The 18,194-nt window shown below is 70.4% G+C and carries 21 protein-coding genes; 13 read left to right on the top strand and 8 right to left on the bottom strand.

Annotation, left to right across the window (positions count from 1 at the left end):
* Positions 1–433: 433 nt before the first annotated feature.
* The 4 genes from rpsL to tuf all read left to right on the top strand — a co-directional run bounded on the left by rpsL (position 434) and on the right by tuf (position 4,800).
* Entirely contained in the window at positions 434–805 is a 372-nt protein-coding gene (gene rpsL / locus G3I41_RS03975; protein WP_003948652.1) for a 30S ribosomal protein S12, read from the top strand.
* A gap of 2 nt (positions 806–807) precedes the next feature.
* The gene (rpsG, locus tag G3I41_RS03980; protein ID WP_073964452.1) at positions 808–1,278 is read left to right on the top strand and encodes a 30S ribosomal protein S7; all 471 of its coding nucleotides are present in this window, start codon (positions 808–810) and stop codon (positions 1,276–1,278) included.
* Positions 1,279–1,316: 38 nt separating this feature from the next.
* Complete coding sequence (gene fusA, locus G3I41_RS03985) at positions 1,317–3,446, top strand: elongation factor G (protein WP_164398913.1); 2,130 nt, start codon at positions 1,317–1,319, stop codon at positions 3,444–3,446.
* A 160-nt stretch (positions 3,447–3,606) separates the two neighbouring features.
* Positions 3,607–4,800, top strand: a complete 1,194-nt coding sequence (tuf, locus tag G3I41_RS03990; protein ID WP_018101246.1) for an elongation factor Tu — start codon at positions 3,607–3,609, stop codon at positions 4,798–4,800.
* A 100-nt stretch (positions 4,801–4,900) separates the two neighbouring features.
* Here the strand turns inward: tuf and G3I41_RS03995 are convergent, their stop codons facing one another.
* On the bottom strand, positions 4,901–5,353 hold the full coding sequence (locus G3I41_RS03995) for a GNAT family N-acetyltransferase (RefSeq protein WP_164398914.1): 453 nt from the start codon (positions 5,351–5,353) through the stop codon (positions 4,901–4,903).
* A 55-nt stretch (positions 5,354–5,408) separates the two neighbouring features.
* Between G3I41_RS03995 and G3I41_RS04000 the strand changes: the two genes are divergently transcribed.
* On the top strand, positions 5,409–5,861 hold the full coding sequence (locus tag G3I41_RS04000) for a hemerythrin domain-containing protein (RefSeq protein ID WP_164398915.1): 453 nt from the start codon (positions 5,409–5,411) through the stop codon (positions 5,859–5,861).
* Between the two features lie 25 nt (positions 5,862–5,886).
* On the opposite strand, the gene G3I41_RS04005 is transcribed toward G3I41_RS04000, so the two are convergent.
* On the bottom strand, positions 5,887–6,240 hold the full coding sequence (locus G3I41_RS04005) for a hypothetical protein (RefSeq protein WP_164398916.1): 354 nt from the start codon (positions 6,238–6,240) through the stop codon (positions 5,887–5,889).
* A 33-nt stretch (positions 6,241–6,273) separates the two neighbouring features.
* On the bottom strand, positions 6,274–6,846 hold the full coding sequence (locus G3I41_RS04010) for a TetR/AcrR family transcriptional regulator (RefSeq protein ID WP_164398917.1): 573 nt from the start codon (positions 6,844–6,846) through the stop codon (positions 6,274–6,276).
* An 86-nt stretch (positions 6,847–6,932) separates the two neighbouring features.
* Between G3I41_RS04010 and G3I41_RS04015 the strand changes: the two genes are divergently transcribed.
* Both G3I41_RS04015 and G3I41_RS04020 read left to right on the top strand, forming a co-directional pair.
* Positions 6,933–7,358: a nuclear transport factor 2 family protein gene (locus G3I41_RS04015; RefSeq protein ID WP_164398918.1), complete on the top strand. Its 426-nt coding sequence runs from the start codon at positions 6,933–6,935 to the stop codon at positions 7,356–7,358.
* 174 nt (positions 7,359–7,532) lie between these two features.
* A complete protein-coding gene (locus tag G3I41_RS04020) occupies positions 7,533–8,513 on the top strand; it encodes a GDSL-type esterase/lipase family protein (RefSeq protein ID WP_343242050.1) in 981 nt (326 codons plus the stop codon).
* A 189-nt stretch (positions 8,514–8,702) separates the two neighbouring features.
* On the opposite strand, the gene G3I41_RS04025 is transcribed toward G3I41_RS04020, so the two are convergent.
* Positions 8,703–9,500, bottom strand: coding sequence for a helix-turn-helix domain-containing protein (locus tag G3I41_RS04025; RefSeq protein WP_164398920.1), 798 nt, complete (start codon positions 9,498–9,500; stop codon positions 8,703–8,705).
* A gap of 272 nt (positions 9,501–9,772) precedes the next feature.
* Complete coding sequence (locus G3I41_RS04030) at positions 9,773–10,198, bottom strand: ATP-binding protein (protein WP_164398921.1); 426 nt, start codon at positions 10,196–10,198, stop codon at positions 9,773–9,775.
* Positions 10,199–10,360: 162 nt separating this feature from the next.
* Here G3I41_RS04030 and G3I41_RS04035 point away from each other — a divergent pair, with 162 nt between their 5' ends.
* From G3I41_RS04035 to G3I41_RS04055, 5 genes are all read left to right on the top strand, one after another.
* The gene (locus G3I41_RS04035) at positions 10,361–11,242 is read left to right on the top strand and encodes a helix-turn-helix transcriptional regulator (RefSeq protein WP_164398922.1); all 882 of its coding nucleotides are present in this window, start codon (positions 10,361–10,363) and stop codon (positions 11,240–11,242) included.
* Positions 11,239–11,448 carry a DUF397 domain-containing protein gene (locus tag G3I41_RS04040; RefSeq protein WP_164398923.1) on the top strand — a complete coding sequence of 70 codons (210 nt, stop codon included), beginning with the start codon at positions 11,239–11,241 and terminating at the stop codon, positions 11,446–11,448. Before G3I41_RS04035 ends, G3I41_RS04040 begins: the two co-directional genes overlap by 4 nt.
* A gap of 24 nt (positions 11,449–11,472) precedes the next feature.
* Positions 11,473–11,664 carry a DUF397 domain-containing protein gene (locus G3I41_RS04045; protein WP_164398924.1) on the top strand — a complete coding sequence of 64 codons (192 nt, stop codon included), beginning with the start codon at positions 11,473–11,475 and terminating at the stop codon, positions 11,662–11,664.
* Positions 11,665–11,793: 129 nt separating this feature from the next.
* Positions 11,794–12,936, top strand: a complete 1,143-nt coding sequence (locus tag G3I41_RS04050) for an XRE family transcriptional regulator (RefSeq protein ID WP_164398925.1) — start codon at positions 11,794–11,796, stop codon at positions 12,934–12,936.
* Positions 12,937–13,037: 101 nt separating this feature from the next.
* Positions 13,038–13,487, top strand: coding sequence for a hypothetical protein (locus G3I41_RS04055; protein WP_343242049.1), 450 nt, complete (start codon positions 13,038–13,040; stop codon positions 13,485–13,487).
* A gap of 43 nt (positions 13,488–13,530) precedes the next feature.
* Here the strand turns inward: G3I41_RS04055 and G3I41_RS04060 are convergent, their stop codons facing one another.
* On the bottom strand, positions 13,531–14,079 hold the full coding sequence (locus tag G3I41_RS04060; protein ID WP_164398927.1) for a helix-turn-helix domain-containing protein: 549 nt from the start codon (positions 14,077–14,079) through the stop codon (positions 13,531–13,533).
* A gap of 36 nt (positions 14,080–14,115) precedes the next feature.
* Here G3I41_RS04060 and G3I41_RS04065 point away from each other — a divergent pair, with 36 nt between their 5' ends.
* The gene (locus tag G3I41_RS04065) at positions 14,116–15,378 is read left to right on the top strand and encodes an alpha/beta hydrolase (protein WP_164398928.1); all 1,263 of its coding nucleotides are present in this window, start codon (positions 14,116–14,118) and stop codon (positions 15,376–15,378) included.
* Between the two features lie 10 nt (positions 15,379–15,388).
* Here the strand turns inward: G3I41_RS04065 and G3I41_RS04070 are convergent, their stop codons facing one another.
* Both G3I41_RS04070 and G3I41_RS04075 read right to left on the bottom strand, forming a co-directional pair.
* A complete protein-coding gene (locus G3I41_RS04070) occupies positions 15,389–17,545 on the bottom strand; it encodes an RNA repair domain-containing protein (RefSeq protein ID WP_164398929.1) in 2,157 nt (718 codons plus the stop codon).
* Positions 17,545–18,194: AAA family ATPase (locus G3I41_RS04075; protein WP_164398930.1), on the bottom strand; the 650-nt coding region annotated here is incomplete at its 5' end. The genes G3I41_RS04075 and G3I41_RS04070, both read right to left, overlap by 1 nt.

The raw sequence follows: 18,194 nt of genomic DNA on the forward strand, positions 1-18,194 counted from the left end.
CCGCTGCCCCTGCCGCGCCGCGAGGGCCGCCCCGGCGGGCAGGACTGAGGGGACGGCACCCGGGACCTTGCCCCGTGCCTGCCTGCCGGGCCCCTCGGCGCGGCCGTTCACGGCGGCCCCGGAAGGCCCCCGGGCCCCCGCGCCGGCCCGTCCACGGCGGTGCGCCGGGATGCCGTGGTCGCGGCCCCGCCCAGGTGGACACCATTTGTTTTGACCCAGGTCCGTACGGTAGGTACGCTCAGACCTTGTGCCTGGGGTGTGCCTGGGTTCGTGTGCGTGTCCTCAACCGCATGGCGAGCCTGTCTTCGGCCACCGTGATCCGTGCTCCTCATGCCGTTCCGGTACGGGCTCGCAGGATTCGACACACCCGACCGCGTGGGTCGGTGACGTTCCAGGTTAGTTTCACCGACGGCACACAGAAACCGGAGAAGTAGTGCCTACGATCCAGCAGCTGGTCCGGAAGGGCCGGCAGGACAAGGTCGAGAAGAACAAGACGCCCGCACTCGAGGGTTCGCCCCAGCGCCGCGGCGTCTGCACGCGTGTGTTCACGACCACCCCGAAGAAGCCGAACTCCGCGCTCCGGAAGGTCGCACGTGTGCGTCTGACCTCGGGCATCGAGGTCACGGCCTACATCCCGGGTGAGGGACACAACCTGCAGGAGCACTCCATCGTGCTCGTGCGTGGTGGCCGTGTGAAGGACCTGCCGGGTGTTCGTTACAAGATCATCCGCGGCTCGCTCGACACCCAGGGTGTCAAGAACCGCAAGCAGGCCCGCAGCCGCTACGGCGCCAAGAAGGAGAAGTAAGAATGCCTCGTAAGGGCCCCGCCCCGAAGCGCCCGGTCATCATCGACCCGGTCTACAACTCTCCTCTTGTCACGTCGCTGATCAACAAGATCCTGCTCGACGGCAAGCGTTCCACCGCCGAGCGGATCGTGTACGGCGCCATGGAGGGTCTTCGTGAGAAGACCGGCGCCGACCCGGTCATCACGCTGAAGCGCGCGCTGGAGAACGTCAAGCCCTCGCTCGAGGTCAAGTCCCGCCGTGTCGGTGGCGCCACCTACCAGGTGCCGATCGAGGTCAAGCCCGGTCGTGCCGCCACCCTGGCGCTCCGCTGGGTCGTGGGTTACTCCCGCGCCCGCCGCGAGAAGACGATGACCGAGCGGCTCATGAACGAGCTGCTCGACGCCTCGAACGGTCTTGGCGCTGCCGTCAAGAAGCGTGAGGACACCCACAAGATGGCCGAGTCCAACAAGGCCTTCGCGCACTACCGCTGGTAGTCGCTACCCCCATCGAGACCGAGAGAAGACTGAGCCTTATGGCCACCACTTCGCTTGACCTGGCCAAGGTCCGCAACATTGGGATCATGGCCCACATCGACGCGGGCAAGACGACCACCACTGAGCGGATCCTGTTCTACACCGGCGTTTCGTACAAGATCGGTGAGGTCCACGACGGCGCTGCCACGATGGACTGGATGGAGCAGGAGCAGGAGCGCGGCATCACCATCACGTCCGCCGCGACGACCTGCCACTGGCCGCTCAATGATGTTGACCACACCATCAACATCATCGACACCCCGGGTCACGTCGACTTCACCGTCGAGGTGGAGCGTTCGCTCCGCGTCCTCGACGGTGCCGTCACCGTGTTCGACGGTGTGGCCGGCGTCGAGCCGCAGTCCGAGACCGTCTGGCGTCAGGCGGACCGCTACGGCGTGCCGCGTATCTGCTTCGTCAACAAGCTCGACCGCACCGGTGCCGACTTCCTGCGCTGCGTCAACATGATCGTGGACCGCCTCGGCGCGACCCCGATCGTCATGCAGCTGCCGATCGGTGCCGAGGCGGACTTCACGGGCGTCGTCGACCTGGTGTCGATGAAGGCCTTCGTGTACCCCGAAGAGGCCGCCAAGGGCGAGATGTACAACGTCGTTGACATCCCGGCCGAGCTCCAGGAGCAGGCGGACGAGTGGCGCGGCAAGCTCCTTGAGGCCGTCGCCGAGAACGACGACGCCATGATGGAGCTGTACCTGGAGGGCACCGAGCCCACCCAGGAGCAGCTGCACGAGGCGATCCGTCGCATCACCCTCGCCTCCAAGGGCGGCGCCGACTCCGTCACCGTCACCCCGGTGTTCTGTGGCACCGCGTTCAAGAACAAGGGCGTCCAGCCCCTGCTCGACGCGGTCGTCCGCTACCTGCCTTCCCCCCTGGACGTCGAGGCCATCGAGGGCCACGACCCCAAGGACCCCGAGACCGTCGTGAAGCGCAAGCCCTCGGACGACGAGCCGCTGTCGGCTCTGGCGTTCAAGATCGCGAGCGACCCGCACCTCGGCAAGCTCACCTTCGTCCGGATCTACTCCGGTCGCCTGGACGCCGGCACCGCGGTGCTGAACTCCGTCAAGGGCAAGAAGGAGCGCATCGGCAAGATCTACCGCATGCACGCGAACAAGCGTGAGGAGATCGACTCGGTGGGCGCCGGCGACATCATCGCCGTCATGGGCCTGAAGCAGACCACCACCGGTGAGACGCTGTGCGACGACAAGAACCCGGTCATCCTGGAGTCCATGGACTTCCCGGCGCCGGTCATCCAGGTCGCGATCGAGCCCAAGTCCAAGGGTGACCAGGAGAAGCTGGGTGTCGCCATCCAGCGCCTCTCCGAGGAGGACCCGTCCTTCCAGGTGCACTCCGACGAGGAGACCGGCCAGACCATCATCGGTGGTATGGGCGAGCTTCACCTCGAGGTGCTCGTCGACCGCATGAAGCGCGAGTTCCGCGTCGAGGCGAACGTCGGCAAGCCGCAGGTCGCGTACCGCGAGACGATCCGCAAGGCCGTCGAGCGCATCGACTACACGCACAAGAAGCAGACTGGTGGTACCGGCCAGTTCGCGAAGGTGCAGATCGCCATCGAGCCCCTCGAGGGCGGCGACGCGTCGTACGAGTTCGTCAACAAGGTCACCGGTGGCCGCATCCCCCGTGAGTACATCCCCTCGGTGGACGCGGGTGCCCAGGAAGCCATGCAGTTCGGTGTCCTGGCCGGTTACGAGATGGTGGGCGTCCGCGTCACCCTGATCGACGGTGGTTACCACGAGGTCGACTCCTCGGAGCTCGCCTTCAAGATCGCCGGTTCGCAGGCGTTCAAGGAGGGTGCCCGCAAGGCGTCCCCCGTGCTCCTGGAGCCGATGATGGCCGTCGAGGTCACCACGCCCGAGGACTACATGGGCGATGTCATCGGCGACCTCAACTCCCGCCGTGGCCAGATCCAGGCCATGGAGGAGCGCAGCGGCGCTCGCGTCGTGAAGGGCCTCGTGCCCCTCTCGGAGATGTTCGGCTACGTCGGAGACCTCCGCAGCAAGACCTCGGGTCGCGCAAGCTACTCGATGCAGTTCGACTCCTACGCCGAGGTTCCGCGGAACGTCGCCGAGGAGATCATCGCGAAGGCCAAGGGCGAGTAACTCTCCCGAGCTCACGCTTTAGGCTTGTCACCGGAGCCCGTGGGGCATTCGTCGCGCAGTTCACACTTCGCGGAGAATGCCCCCGGGGGCCGGCATCCCAGCAAAGATCACCTGGCGCCGATGAAGCAAGGCGTACAGAACCACTCCACAGGAGGACCCAGTGGCGAAGGCGAAGTTCGAGCGGACTAAGCCGCACGTCAACATCGGCACCATCGGTCACATCGACCACGGTAAGACGACCCTCACGGCCGCCATTACCAAGGTGCTGCACGACGCGTACCCGGACCTGAACGAGGCCTCGGCCTTCGACCAGATCGACAAGGCTCCCGAGGAGCGCCAGCGCGGTATCACCATCTCGATCGCGCACGTCGAGTACCAGACGGAGTCGCGTCACTACGCGCACGTCGACTGCCCGGGTCACGCGGACTACATCAAGAACATGATCACCGGTGCCGCGCAGATGGACGGCGCCATCCTCGTGGTCGCCGCCACCGACGGCCCGATGCCGCAGACCAAGGAGCACGTGCTTCTGGCCCGCCAGGTCGGCGTTCCGTACATCGTCGTCGCCCTGAACAAGGCCGACATGGTGGACGACGAGGAGATCCTGGAGCTCGTCGAGCTCGAGGTCCGCGAGCTGCTCTCCGAGTACGAGTTCCCGGGCGACGACCTTCCGGTCGTCAAGGTCTCGGCGCTCAAGGCCCTTGAGGGCGACAAGGAGTGGGGCAACACCGTCCTCGAGCTCATGAAGGCCGTGGACGAGAACATCCCGCAGCCCGAGCGCGACGTCGACAAGCCGTTCCTGATGCCGATCGAGGACGTCTTCACGATCACCGGTCGTGGCACCGTCGTCACCGGTCGTATCGAGCGTGGTGTCCTCAAGGTCAACGAGACCGTTGACATCGTGGGCATCAAGCAGGAGAAGACCACCACCACGGTCACCGGCATCGAGATGTTCCGCAAGCTGCTCGACGAGGGCCAGGCCGGTGAGAACGTCGGTCTGCTCCTCCGTGGCATCAAGCGCGAGGACGTCGAGCGCGGCCAGGTCATCATCAAGCCCGGTTCGGTCACGCCGCACACCGAGTTCGAGGCCCAGGCCTACATCCTGTCGAAGGACGAGGGTGGCCGTCACACCCCCTTCTTCAACAACTACCGCCCGCAGTTCTACTTCCGTACCACGGACGTGACCGGCGTCGTGACCCTCCCCGAGGGCACCGAGATGGTCATGCCGGGCGACAACACCGTCATGTCGGTCCAGCTGATCCAGCCGGTCGCCATGGAGGAGGGCCTGAAGTTCGCCATCCGTGAGGGTGGCCGGACCGTGGGCGCCGGCCAGGTCACCAAGATCAACAAGTAAGTCCTTGTTGGTTTGACCTGGTAGCTCCGCACAGAGCACCAAGAAGGGCCCCGTCCCACCGTTCACGCGGTGGGGCGGGGCCCTTCGGTGTGCCGGGTGTTCACGGCCGCCGGATCATGAACACGTCCACCGGGTCCTCCCGCTCGGTCACGAAGCCGTGCCGCCCGTACAGCCGCCGCGCGGCGCTGCCCTGGAGCACGTTCAGCCGCACCGGCACCCCTTCGGCGTCCGTACGCGCCAGCAGGTGCCGCAGTACGCCGGAGCCGATGCCGCGCCCCTGGAGCGCCGCGTCCAGGAAGAAGCTCTCCAGGCACCACCCGTCCTCGTACGGCCGCAGCGTCACGCAGCCCGCGAACCGCCCGTCCACCACGATGACCGAGGTGTGCTCGGGGACGTACGAGTCGCGCATCCGCTGCCGCACCCGGTGCTCGTCGAAGCGGCCGAGGCGGACGAGGTCGGGGCGCATCACGACGGCCCGGAGCTCGACTATGTCGTCCAGGTCGGCGGAGGTGGCGGGGCGCAGGGCCCAGGCTTGAGTGGTGCGTACATGCATGGCGGGAGTCTGTCAGAGCGCGGGCGGGCGGGGCGCGTCTGGCAGGGTGGCGCCCATGTGCCACTACTGCGGCTGCCGTGAGATGCCGCTGATCAAGGAGTTCATCGCGGAGCACGAGTCCGTCACGGACACGGCGGGTGCGGCCCTGCGCGCGCTGGACGACGGAGACCGGGCCCGCGTCGTGGAGCTGGTCGCCCGGATGGAACGCGAGCTCGTGGCGCACTGGCGGGGCGAGGAGCAAGGGCTCTTCGCGGTGATGAGCGCCGATCCGGAGTACGCGGACTACATCGACGCGCTCGTACGCGAACACCGCGAGCTGGGCGCGTTCCTGCGCGGGATCGACCTGAGCCGCGAGGAGGACGTCGTCCGGCTGCGCGAGGCCGTGGAGGAGCTGCACCACCACATCGCCAAGGAGGAGGACGGCCTGTTCCCGGCCTCGCTCACGGCGTTGACGGGGGACGAGTGGGACCGGTCGATGCGGGCGTGGCGGGAGGCGCATCCGGCGTAGTGGCCGGTCGCCAGTCGTCGGCTGCTCAGCAGGGCGAGCCGCAGTCCGTGGTCGTCTGCGGCTCGGCCAGGACGTCGAAGCCGTAGCCGAGGGCCGCGAGGGCGGCGACGGCCGCCGTCAGGGCGAGGGCGGTGCGCCACCGTCCGCGTACGGCGGTGAAGGCGGCCAGGGCCGTGAGCGTGCCGCCGAGCAGCAGCATGGGCAGGCCCAGGAACAGGACGTCGGTGTTGCGCTCGCTCTCGAAGGCGCCGGAGAGGCTGCTCCGGCCGTACGGCAGCCAGACCGCGAGGCCCGCGAGGGCGCCGATCGCCGCCGTGAGGAGCCCGGCGGCACCGGTGAGGGCTTCGCGGCGGGGGTTCGTGTGTGCTGCGGTGTCCATGTGAGGAGAGACGCCCGGCCGGGGCGGGAAGTTTCAATCCTCAACGATCGGACCCGACAGGGCCTGGATCGCGGGGCGGAGCAGCGCGGCGATGTGCTCCGCGGATGCCTCGCGGAGCACGGTCAGGCCGAGGAGCTGGTGGCCGATGGTCACGCCCAGCAGCGCGGTGACCATGAGCGCGGCACGCAGTTCGGGGTCGTCCGCGTCCGGCAGGGCGGCGCCGACGCTGTCGACCTGCCGGCCGAGGGCGGCGCGTACGTGGTCGGCCGCCGCCCGGTCCGTGAGCATCGACCGCATCACCGCGAGCGTGCCTTCGGGCAGACCGCCGAGCTTGAGGCCCAGTGAGGCCACCAGCTGATCGGCCAGGTCGTCGGCGTCCGCGGCCGTCAGCGGGGCGGGCAGCGCCTGCACGGCCTGCCCGAACAGCTCCCGTTTCGAGCCGAAGTACTGCATGACCAGGGCCGGATCGACGCCCGCCGCGCTCGCCACCGCGCGGATGGTGGTGCGCTCGAAGCCCTTCTCGGCGAACAGCTCACGGGCGCTGCTGAGAATGCGGATCTCGGTCGCTCGGCGGCGGTCGGCGCGGGACTGGTGGGGAGTGGACACCTCATTCACTCTACAGCCGTTGACCGAATCTCCGGCCGGGCCTACCGTGACTGGGTCAACAGCTGTTGAGCGAATGGAGTGACCCCGTGTCCCGTCCGGAAGCGTCCGCCCCGCGCACGCCTCACGAGGTGCTGACCCGCTACTACCAGGCCATGATCGACAAGTCGCCGGACGACCTCGCCGACCTCTACGCCGCCGACGCGGTGCACGAGTTCCCGTTCGCCTCGCCCGGCTTCCCGCCCCGCTTCGAGGGCCGCGAGGCCGTGCGCGCCGGATATCGGGCGGTCTGGGGTGCCAGTCCCGCCGAGGTGCGCGAGGTGCGGAGGATCGCGGTCCACGAGGCCGCCGAGCCGGGCGTGATCGTCGCGGAGCACGTCGTGGTGGGCGTGCTGCCGGGCAAGGCCGGCGAGTTCACCGTTCCCGGGCTGCTGGTGCTGCACGTCCGGGGTGGGCTGCTCACGCGCGTACGCGACTACATGGACAGTGCGGGGGTCGCCGACGCCCGGGGGTGAGGGCCCTGCCGTCCGGGGCGGTCCTCTACTTCAAATCGATTGACACCCGGGAGCGGAATGCCGGACGTTCAGCCGTGATCCACTCATGCGCCGCAGGGACAGAGAGGGCAGCGGATGACTTCCGGAAGAGGGGGCCTGCGTCAATCGGCCCCTGTACGGCGCGTCTTGGAGCAGGTGCACACCGCAGGGCGGGTGAGGGACTGCGGGGAGACGGTGGAGTTCAGCTGGCCCGGGGTGTATTTCGAGGCCCGCTTCCGGGGGACCGGGGTCGGGGTGGTGATCGACTGCGCGGCCGCCGACTACGACGTCCAGGTCGACGGGGCCACCGTCGCCACCCTGGTCACCCCTGGCGACGCCACGTACTGGATCAACGGCCTGCCGGACGGTGAGCACGCGGTCCGGGTCGTCAAGCGGAACGACACCCCCGGGGAGACCAGCGCGTTCGGAGGCTTCCTCGCCGCGCCCGGGGGTGCCGTACTGGGCAGGCCGGCGCCCCGAGACCGGCAGATCGAGTTCATCGGGGACTCCATCACGGTGGGCTACGGCAATGTGCCGCACACCGGCGCCTGCGATCCCGAACAGGTGAGGCGGAACACCAACAGCGACGTGAGTCACGGCGCCCTCACCGCGCGGCGGCTGGGCGCCGATTACCAGCTCAACGGCTTCTCCGGCTTCGGTATGGTGCGCAACGTCGCGGGCATCTGCCCCGACCTCACGTACCGGACGTACTACGACCGCGCGTTGCTGAACGTGGACGGCGACGTCTGGCAGAACCCGGGGATGTGGCGGCCGCACATCGTGGTGGTCAACCTAGGCTCCAACGACTTCTCCGACCTCGCCCCCGGTGAATCGTGGACGCTGGACGGCCTCGCGCTCGCCTACCGCACTGCCTACGACGAGTTCCTCCGGAAACTGCGGACGCGCTACGGCTGCGGCACCAGCCTCGTGGCCGTCGGCTTCGACAGGAACGCCGAGCACGTGCGGCAGGTGGTCGACGCGCGCAACGGCGCGGGCGACAGCGGGGTCCACTACTGGTCCCTCGATCTGTCGGGCCTGGATCTCCTCGGATGCGACGGGCACACCTCGGCCCGCGACGACCGTCTGATCGCCGACCGTCTCGCCCCGTTCCTCAGGAGCCTGCCGACGGGCTGGTAGGACGCGGCGGCCCTAGGGCGTGTTTCGAAAGTAGCGCCGTCCGCCCGTAGGGCGGGTCCGGCGGCGTCTGGTGCGTGCGATCGCAAGGCGGAGGGTCGCCCCGATACTGGTTGTATCGGGGTGATCCCGACAACGCGGCGAGCGTGCGTGCCAGGCGTCGCCGGACAGGCGGGACTTTCGAAACACGCCCTAGGCGGCTTCGTACGTCTCGGCCTCGCGGCAGTCGCGGCAGTGGCCTGGTTCCGGGGCGCGGAAGACGCGGTCGCAGCGGTCGCAGTCCTGGAGCGGGATGACCCCGGGGGCCGTCCGTTCCGGTGCGGCGGGGAGCGGGGGCGGGAGTAGTGCGGTCAGGCGGGTCCGGAGGAACCCGGCCGGGTGCCTGACGACCGGCGGGAGGTCGCTGGTCAGGGCGTGCCGGACGGTGGCGGGGTGCAGGTCGCGGTCGAACCAGGCGGTGACCTCGGGGGCGAGTTCGCCGATGTCCTTTGCGGAGAGGGTGAGTTGAGGCGCGTGGCGGCGGAGCCCCGCCAGGAGGTTCGCGGCGGCCCGGTGCCGGGTCTCGACCGGGATGGGCGGTGGCGGCGGCTGCTTGGCCGGGGCGGGGGAGGCGGCCGGTGCCGGTGCCGGTGCCGTGGCGCGCGGCTGGTTGTACGACGTCGTCAGGGTGACGACACGGCCGTCCGGCAGGCGTACGCGGCCCCGGTGCACGTACCCGGCGGTCTCCAACTCGCGCAGAGCGGCGGCGATTCGGGCCTCGCTCTCCGGGAAGCGGGCGGTGAGGAACTTGATGCCCACCCGGGCCCCGGCGGGCAGTGACTGGATGTGCGCGGCGAGCCCGATCGCGAGGAGCGAGAGGTCCGGGTGCTGGGTGAGGTGGTTGCCGATCACCGTGAAGCCGGACGTGTGGCGGACGTTGACGTGCTGGACGCCTGCGGTGGGGGAGCCGGAGCGGGTGCGCGGGGGAGCGATAACCTGCGGGGTAGCCATCAGGAAGTGGTCTCTTCCGTGTTGGTCAGGCCCTCGGTGGAGATTGGCGTCTCGCCGGGGGCCGTCACGTTCTGTGGTGTCGTTGTCGCGGCGAGCATATGCCAGGCGACCTGTGCCGAATCCAGCCCAGTTGGCCTAGTTCACTCGCGCGAGTGATGCAGGTCAGAGCGGGGTGGGGTGGGGTCTGGTCCGGTTCTTTCCCAGGTTCTTTAAAAGCCTTTCTTGCATCGCGGAGGACCGCGACCCGGTGGTCCGGGACGCGGTGGGGGCCGTCACGGTACGAGGTCCAGCTCCGCCCACACCGTCTTGCGCGGGACCGGCCCCTCCTCGACGCCCCAGCGGTCCGCCAGCGCCTCGACGATAAGCAGGCCGCGCCCGCTCTCCGCGTACGGGGTGGGGCTGTCGGGGACCGGGAGGCGGTCACTCCGCGTGTCGGTCAGCTCGATCCGCAGCCGCGACGCCTCACTCACGGTGAGGCTGAGTCGGAAGTCCCGGCCCTGCACCCGCCCATGCGTGGCCGCGTTCGCGGCCAGCTCGGCGACGATGTGCGCGGCGGCTTCGGTGGGGAGCCCCCAGTCGCCCAAGTGCGCCGTGGTGAGCAGCCGGGCGAGACGTGCGCCCCGGCGCGTGGGGGAGAGCAGTACGGCGAACTGCCGGGCGGGAGCGGAACGTTCGGTTCGGGTGATTTCTCGGTTCACGTCACTCAGGGTGGCCGTGGGCGCCTACGGTGAACAGTGACTCGGTGCTTACGTACGGTCATTGTCCCCAGCTTGTCCAGCGCTGTCCCCGCTGTACGGGGTGACGCCCGGGGGACGTACACGGTTGAGAAACGACGGCACGCGCGCGGAAGCGGGGCACGGATGAGTGTGGACGAGGTCGGTACGGAGTGGCAGGCCGACGCGGGGGCCGATGAGCCCGGCTGGGATGTCGACCCGGACGACGAGTCGGGCGTCGCGGTGGTCGCCGCCGTGGGCCGCCAGATCAGGGCCTGGCGCGAGGCGGCGGGGCTGACGGCGGCGGAGTTCGGGATGCGGTTGGGGTACGGGGAGAACCTGATCTACAAGGTGGAGGGTGGGCGGCGGATTCCTCGGCCGGAGCTGCTGGACATGGCGGATCAGGTGTGCGGGGCGGCGGGGAAGATCGCTGCGATGAAGCAGGACCTGGCGGCGGTGCGGTACCCGAAGAAGGTCCGGGACCTGGCGAAGCTGGAGGCCAAGGCGGTTGAATTGTCCTCGTACGGCAACCACAACATCCACGGCCTCTTGCAGACCAAGGCGTACACGGAGGCGCTGCTCGCCACGCGTCGGCCCGCGTACTCGCAGGAGGAGCTCCGGCGGCTGGTGGACGCGCGTATGGCTCGGCAGTCCATCTTCGAGCGTGACCCCGCTCCGGAGTTCAGTTTCATCCAGGAGGAGGTGACACTGCGCCGCCCGATCGGGGGTGCGGCGGTGATGCGAGAGCAGCTCGAACACCTACTGGAGGTAGCGAAGTTGCCCAACGTCGAGATCCAGGTGATGCCGACGTGTCGAGGCGACCACCCTGGAACAGGAGGAAGGATTCAGGTGTTGAAGTTCGCAGACGGCTCGGCTGTAGGGCGCACGGACAACGAGTTCGGCGGTCGGCCGGTGTCCGAGCCGAGGCACCTCCGCATCCTGGACCTGCGGCATGGCATCATCCGGGCTCGGGCTCTCTCGCCAGGGGAGTCGAGGGCTTTCATCGAGCAAGTGCTGGGAGAGACATGATCCGCAAGACCGCTGCCGAGGAAGTGCCCCGGTTGAAGTGGTTCAAGAGCAGCTACAGCGACAGCAGCGACGGCCACGACTGCGTAGAGGTCGCAACGGCGTCCGGTTCGGTGCGTGTCCGCGACTCCAAGGACCTGTCCATTTCGGAGCTCGCCTTCGGCGAGTCCGCGTGGGCGGGCTTCGTTTCGTACGCAGCCGACTGCTGATTCTTCACGCGCTGGGAGAGGGACATGGCCCGCGAGACCGAGTGGTTCAAGAGCAGCTACAGCGACAGCAGCGACAGCAACGAGTGCGTTGAGGTCGCCGCCGCGCCCGGCGCGGTGCGCGTCCGTGACTCCAAGGACCTCTCCGTGCCGCAGCTCGCCTTCGGCGAGTCCGCGTGGGCGGGGTTCGTTTCGTACGCAGGCGGGCGCCGTCAGTAGCAGGTGCGCCCCGCTGCCCACGGGCCCACGGCACGGGTCCGGGCGGGCGGGGCCGTGCCTGCCGGAAGAGGCGCGGGTCTGCCGCCGATCCGCTCGACGCTCCCCCGGCAGCGTGCGAGAATCGCACGTATGGCTAGCATCGACGCACGCACGCTTGGTGAGCGCATCCGCGATGCCCGTAAGCGCGCGGGTATGAGCCAAGAGGAACTCGGCCAGGCGGTGGGCATCGAGCGCACGGCGGTGAACAAGGTCGAGGGGGGCGTTCGCCGAGTCACGGCGCTGGAGCTGTCCGATATCGCCGGCGCGCTCGGTGTTCGCATGTTCACGTTCTTCGAGGAGCCGGTCCCGGCCCTTGTCTCGCACCGATCCAGTCAGGGCCTGGACACGGTCGATTCCCAGGTCGACGCGCTCCTCGCGAACCTCGCGGGCGAGGTCGAGTTCGTTGATTCGCTGGGCGTCCAGGAGCTCGGCCTCGATGCCGCCGCCGCAGTCGCTCAAGCCGGCATCGTGCCACCCTCGACCAACTCCGAGGCCGAAGCGCTTGCCGCGAAAGCGCGTGAACTGATGGGGCTTTCGGTAGGTGAACCGATCTCCCAGCTCTGCGAGAGAGTGGCGGGCGTCGGTCTCCTGGCCTTCTCCCGCAACATCGGCGAGGACACGGCCGACGCCGGGACGATCCTGTTGCGCCGGGGCGGGGTCAGCCTGGTCAACAGTTACATGAAGGTCGGCCGAAGGCGGCTGGCGCTTGCGCACGAACTGGGCCACTACCTCATCGCTGACGACTACACCGTCGACTGGCGGGTGGCCGCGCATTCCGACTGCGATGTCCCGATGGAATCGCGCCTCGATCGTTTCGCGCGCGCGCTTCTGCTACCCGGGGACGCGGTCGGCCGCGGTTGGCAGCAGAAGGTTCGGCTGCACGATGAGCGCAGCGCGGCAATTTTGCTCGCCAGTGAATTCCGCGTCGACATGGCTACCCTGGCGACGCGGCTGAAGGAACTGGGTCTGGCGGATAACGAGACCACCGGTTCGGTGCGCAAGTTCCGTACCAACCAGGCTGACATCGTCGAGATGAACCTCCATGTACCTCTTGAGGAACTGGACGGTACAACAGTTCCTCGGAACTTCGCGCGCGCAGTGCTGCGGTTGGTACGTGACGAACGGATCAGCCGCGACCGGGCTCTTGATTTGCTGCAAGGTACTTTCGGCGAGACGGATCTGCCGCGAAATCGCCTGCGGCGGCCCGACGAGATCTGGCGGTTCGTTTCGTGACAGTGCCTGAAGACGCCTGGGTTTTTGACACGGGCCCCCTGCGTCACTTCGCCGCCCAGGGATGGCTGGGCGTCTTACGGTTCCTCGCAGGGGATCGGCGCGTGTACATTCCGAGCGCCGTGGAAAGTGAACTCTACAATGCCGCCGACCACATACCCGCCGTGCGGCAGGTGATCGAAGCCGACTGGATTCACGTCCACTCGTCGGAGTCCATGGAATACATGGGGGTGTTCTCCCGCTACCACGACCGGTTGGTCGCCGGTGGCAAAAATGTAGGCGAATGTGAAGTTCTCGCCATGGGGAAAATCTACGGTTGTGAAATCGTCGTGGACGACGCCGCGCCGCGCCGGATCGCGGATGAGGAAGGCATCAGGGTCACGGCGACCGTCCCCATTCTGTGCGATGCGATTCGCGAGGGGAAACTGACGACAGTCATGGTGGAAAAGCTCGCCGACAACCTCATTGAGGGGGAGTACTTTCTGCCTTTCGGGCCAGGCGGCTTCCGGCAGCACGTGCTGGAGAATGGTCTCCTGGATTACGGCGACCTCTGAACGTGTCGCTTGGTCACGGTCAGCAGGAAGCTGTCGCGGATCGCTACACCCCGGGCTCCGGGAGAGGCGCCTCCATCGGGAAGTGGATCGGGCTGAGCAGGTACTGCGTGCGCCCCGGGCCCGGCTCGTTGGCGAGCTTCGGGGCGATGGCCGCGCGCAGGCCGCCGATCAGCTCCTCCAGCTCCGCCGGGCTGAGCCAGAGCGCGTGCTGGCGGTAGCCCACGAGGTCGGCCACGGGATCGGCCCCGTCGCGGTCCAGGTAGGCGGTGAACTCGGCCAGCAAGGCGGTCATCGCGGTGGCGAAGGCGCGCCGGTGGTCCTCCGGGGTGAGCGTGGAGACCGTTTCCGGGCTGATCGTGGCCCGGTCCTGGCGGAGCCGGTAGTGGCGTTCCACCGCACCGCGCACCCGGCGCTCCTCGGCCACCTCAAGGAGCCCGCCGGACGTCAGCAGGTCGATGTGCCGGTAGACCGTGGCCTTGGACGCCTCCGGGATGCGGGCGCAGAGCTGAGAGGTGGTCAGGGTGCGCGCGCCGCCCATCGCGAGAACGATCCGCAGCCGGATGGGATGGGCGAGCAGGTCCAGGGAATCCACCCGCTCACCTTCTCATGGCTGATACCTTTCTCAACTATGAGAACGGTCGAGGGTGGGGTGCCGGAGGCGGCGCGTCGGTTCGCCGCGCTGCTGCGGGCGGAGCGGTTCGAGGAGTCGGTGGACCTGTTCGCGCCTCCGCTGCGCGCGGCCGTGTCCGGCAAGCAGTTGCGGCTCGCGTGGGCGGCCGAGGTCGCTGGACGGGGCGGTTGCGCGGTCGTCGAGGAGCCGGTGGCCGAGGCCGGCTCGGCGCGCGTACGCATACCCGTGGTCTGCGCCGAAGGCGGGTTCACCGTGGTCACGTCGGCCGGTGCCGACGGTCTCTTGCAGGGGCTGCGGTTCGACGCGCAGGGCGGCGCCGCGTGGGAGCCGCCGGGGTACGTGGACGAGGACCGGTTCACCGAGTGCGACGTCGTCGTGGGCACCGGGCCGCTCGCGGTCCCCGGAACGCTCACCCTGCCTCGGGGTGAGGGGCCGTGGCCCGCCGTGGTGCTGCTCAGCGGTGGCGGCGCGTTCGACCGGGACGAGAGCATCGGGGCGAACAAGCCGCTGAAGGACCTCGCGTGGGGCCTCGCGTCCCGGCAGGTGGCCGTGCTGCGCTTCGACAAGGTGACCTTCGCCCACCCGGACCGTCTGCGGCCGGACTTCACGATGGCCGACGAGTACGTGCCGCACGCCCTCGCCGCCGTCCGGCTGCTGCGGGAGCGGCCGGAGGTGGCCCCGGACCGCGTCCACCTGCTGGGGCACAGCATGGGCGGCAAGGCGGCGCCCCGGATCGCCGCGGCCGATCCGTCGATCGCGGGTCTGGTGATGCTCGCCGCGGACACGCAGCCGATGCACGAGGCGGCCGTCCGCGTGGCCCGCCACCTGGCGCGGCTCGCGCCCGGGCCGGCCGCCGACGCGATGGTGGCGACCCTGGTCCGGCAGGCCGACGCGGTCGCGGACCCGGGTCTCACGCCCGACGCGCCCCCGGAGTCGCTGCCGCTGGGGTTCTCCGCCTCCTACTGGCTCGACCTGCGCGGCTACGACCCGGCGGCCACGGCGGCCGGGCTGGAGTGCCCGATGCTGATCCTCCAGGGCGGCCGGGACTACCAGGTGACCGTGGCCGACGACCTGCCGGGCTGGCGGCGGGCCCTGGCGGGCCGGCCGGAGGTGGCCATCCGGGTCCACGACCATCTCGACCACCTCTTCTTCGCCGGGAGCGGCCCGTCCACCCCGGCCGGCTACGCACGGCCCGGCCATGTGGACCCCGCCGTGGTGGCCGAGGTCGCGAGCTGGCTGACGCGGCACGAGACCCCGTAGCCGCCTGGTCTCAGACGTCGCGCGGACGCGGGCCGGGGCGCAGCGACGCCTCCCTGAGCCCGCGCAGTACCTCCGCCCCGATCTCCGCCAGCCGGGCCCCGTCCGGCGGTGTCGCGCCCAGGCCGATCGCGTAGCCCGTGTGGTCGGGGGTCGCGATCGGGCGCGGCCACACGCGACAGTCCGGGGCGCCCGCCTCCGCCAGGGCGGCGGTGAGGGCGAGGAGGCGTCCGCGGAGGCGGCCCTCCTCGGGCGGGGCCGCCGTCGCGAGGGCCCAGGCGGTGTGCTCGGTGAGGGCCGGCGGGGCGCAGAGCCGGTCCGGATCGGTGTCCAGGAGCTCCCAGGCCCGGAACAGCTCCGCCGTCAGCACGTCGCGCCCTGCGGTGCTCACCTGGACCGTGCAGGAACGGACCGGGGCCGTCGGGGTGTACACCGTGACCGGGTCGCCCGTCGCCGGGCCCTCGCCCACCGGGGTGCGCCAGTCCCATGCGGCCCAGGTGGCGAAGAAGTCCCGAAGGCCGCCACCCTCGTGGGCCGTGCGGGCCGCGAGGGTCGCCCAGGCGATCCCCGGCAGGCCGCCGCACGGCGCGGAGTCCAGGCCCCTCGCCGCCGCCCACTCCTTGACCTGCCGGGCCAGCGCGGTGAACGCCTCCCGGTGGGGCTCCACCGCCGCGAGCACCGCCTCCGCGTCGCTCACCGCGCTCAGCGCGACCGCCGCCGCCTCGCCCAACTCCGTGCGGCGGGCGATCGCTTCGGCCGGGGGGAGGGGGCCCGTCCCCACGGTGACCAGGTCGATCCGCAGGCCGTCCACGTACCACCGCAGGCCCGGGACCCGGGCGCCCGTCACCTCGCGCAGGTCCCGCGCCTCCGGGAAGGCGGCGGCGAGCCGGTCCCGCACGCCCGCGACGTCGGGGAGCGCCGCCACCAGGTCCAGGTCCGCGCCGGGGCGCGCGCAGCCCATGCGCCGGGAGCCGACGAGGTGGACCAGTGCGTCGGGGAGGGCGGCGGCGACGCGGGCGGTCACGGCCTCGGTCTCCGGGGCGGAGCGCTCGGGTTCGGCGGCCACCCGGGAAGCCGCGCCGAGCCCCACCCGTACCCCGTAGTGATCCGACACGTACAGCCCGCCCGGCCCGGGCTCTTCCCCGAGCAGGGCCGCCCCGCACGCCCGCAGCCGGTCCGTGCGCAGCAGCACCCGGTCCAGGCGGGAGACCCGGCCCGAGAGGGACGAGATCGCGGCCAGGGGGTTGGCCGACGGGTCGAAGGTCGGGGTGTCGTCGGCGGGGCCGTGCACCTGCGTCCACGCGTCCGCCATCGCCAGGCGGGTCTGCGGGTGGTCGCCGCCGTCGTTGAAGTCGCCGACGAGGACGAGCTCGCCCGCCACCGCCGCCAAACCCGTCGCCAGATCCGTCAGTTCGGCGTCACGGCGGGACGCGCCCTCGGGGGAGTGGTCGCTGCTGAGGTGGGTGACGGCCACCGTGACCGGTCCGTCCGCCGTCTCCACGACCGCCGCCGCTACCGCCTTGTGCGGGCCCAGCACGTGCACCGCCGCCTCGCTCACCGGCAGGCGGCTGAGCAGCAGCAGACCGTGGTCCGGGACGTCGTGCCCGGCGGGGTCGGTCGCGAGCGTGTAGTGGGCACGTACCCAGTCGGAGTCCAGCAGCAGCGCCAGCAGCGCGGGCTCCACCTCCTGGAGCGCGATCACGTCCGCGTCCGCCGCGCGCAGCGCCTGGGCGAGCAGGGGGCGGCGGCGGGCGGTGTCGATGCGGTCGCTGTCGTAGCGGTCCCAGAGGGTGTTCCAGGTGAGGACCGTCAGCGGGCCGGGCGGGCCCTCCGTGCCCGTGGACGCCGGTTCCCAGGTTCCCGTCGCCGGGGAGTACGCGTGCGGGGTCCGGGCCGTGAAGTACGGGGACGGCAGGCGGCGCGCCTCCCGGATCCGGCCGGCGTCCGTCGCGTCGATGCGGTCCGTGCCCGTGGCACGGTCCCAGACCACCTCGCCGTCCGCCTCGAAGAACAGCACCCGGTGCCAGGGGATGTCCCCGCCCGGCGTGAACCGGTCCAGCGGCACCCGCTTCGGGTCCCGGCCGCGCTGCGCCACGCCCAGCACGAAGCGCGCCAGGTCGAAGCGGGCGTCCCAGCGGACGCGGTGGTAGATCTCCTCGCTCGTGCGCATCAGGCCCGGTCCTCCACGGTTCCGCTGGTGCCGATGTACCAGGTGCGGTGCGCCTGGCCGGGGTACGGGGGCACGAACCGGTGCAGCTGCGACGCCAGCACCTGCGGGGGTACCGGGTGCTCCCGGCGTCCGTTGCGCGCCGCCAGCTCCGCCTCGCCGATCCAGGCCACGGCGTGGGTGACCAGGGCGTCCCGGCGCCGGGCGACCGCGTGGACCAGCGAGCGCTGGTGCGGGTTGAGCGAGGTGGCGTCCCAGACCACCGTCGCGCCGGGGACGAGGACCGCGTCCAGCCGGTCCAGGCCCTCCCGCAGCACGTCCCCGTTGGCGCTCTGGTCGGCGCGCGAGCCCCGGGCCAGGCGCAGGTCGTCCAGCGAGAGGTACGTGGCGACCCCCGGCAGGCCCCGGCCGAAGGTGCTCTTGCCGCTGCCCGAAGGCCCGGCCAGCTGGACCAGGCGCGGGAAGCCCCCGGACCGCCACCGCCAGGTCGCGGCGACCGCCTCGTCGGCGGTGGCGACGCGCCCGGCCGCGTACGCCTCGCGGGCCTGCGCCAGGCAGCGCGCGGCGGCCTCCGGCCCGAGGTCCGTGAACGCCCCGGCCAGCCCGTCCGGCTCCCGGACCTCCTCCGCGTGCAGGGCCGACCACTCGACCT

This window comes from Streptomyces sp. SID9727 (assembly GCF_010550605.1).
Classification (GTDB): Bacteria; Actinomycetota; Actinomycetes; order Streptomycetales; family Streptomycetaceae; genus Streptomyces.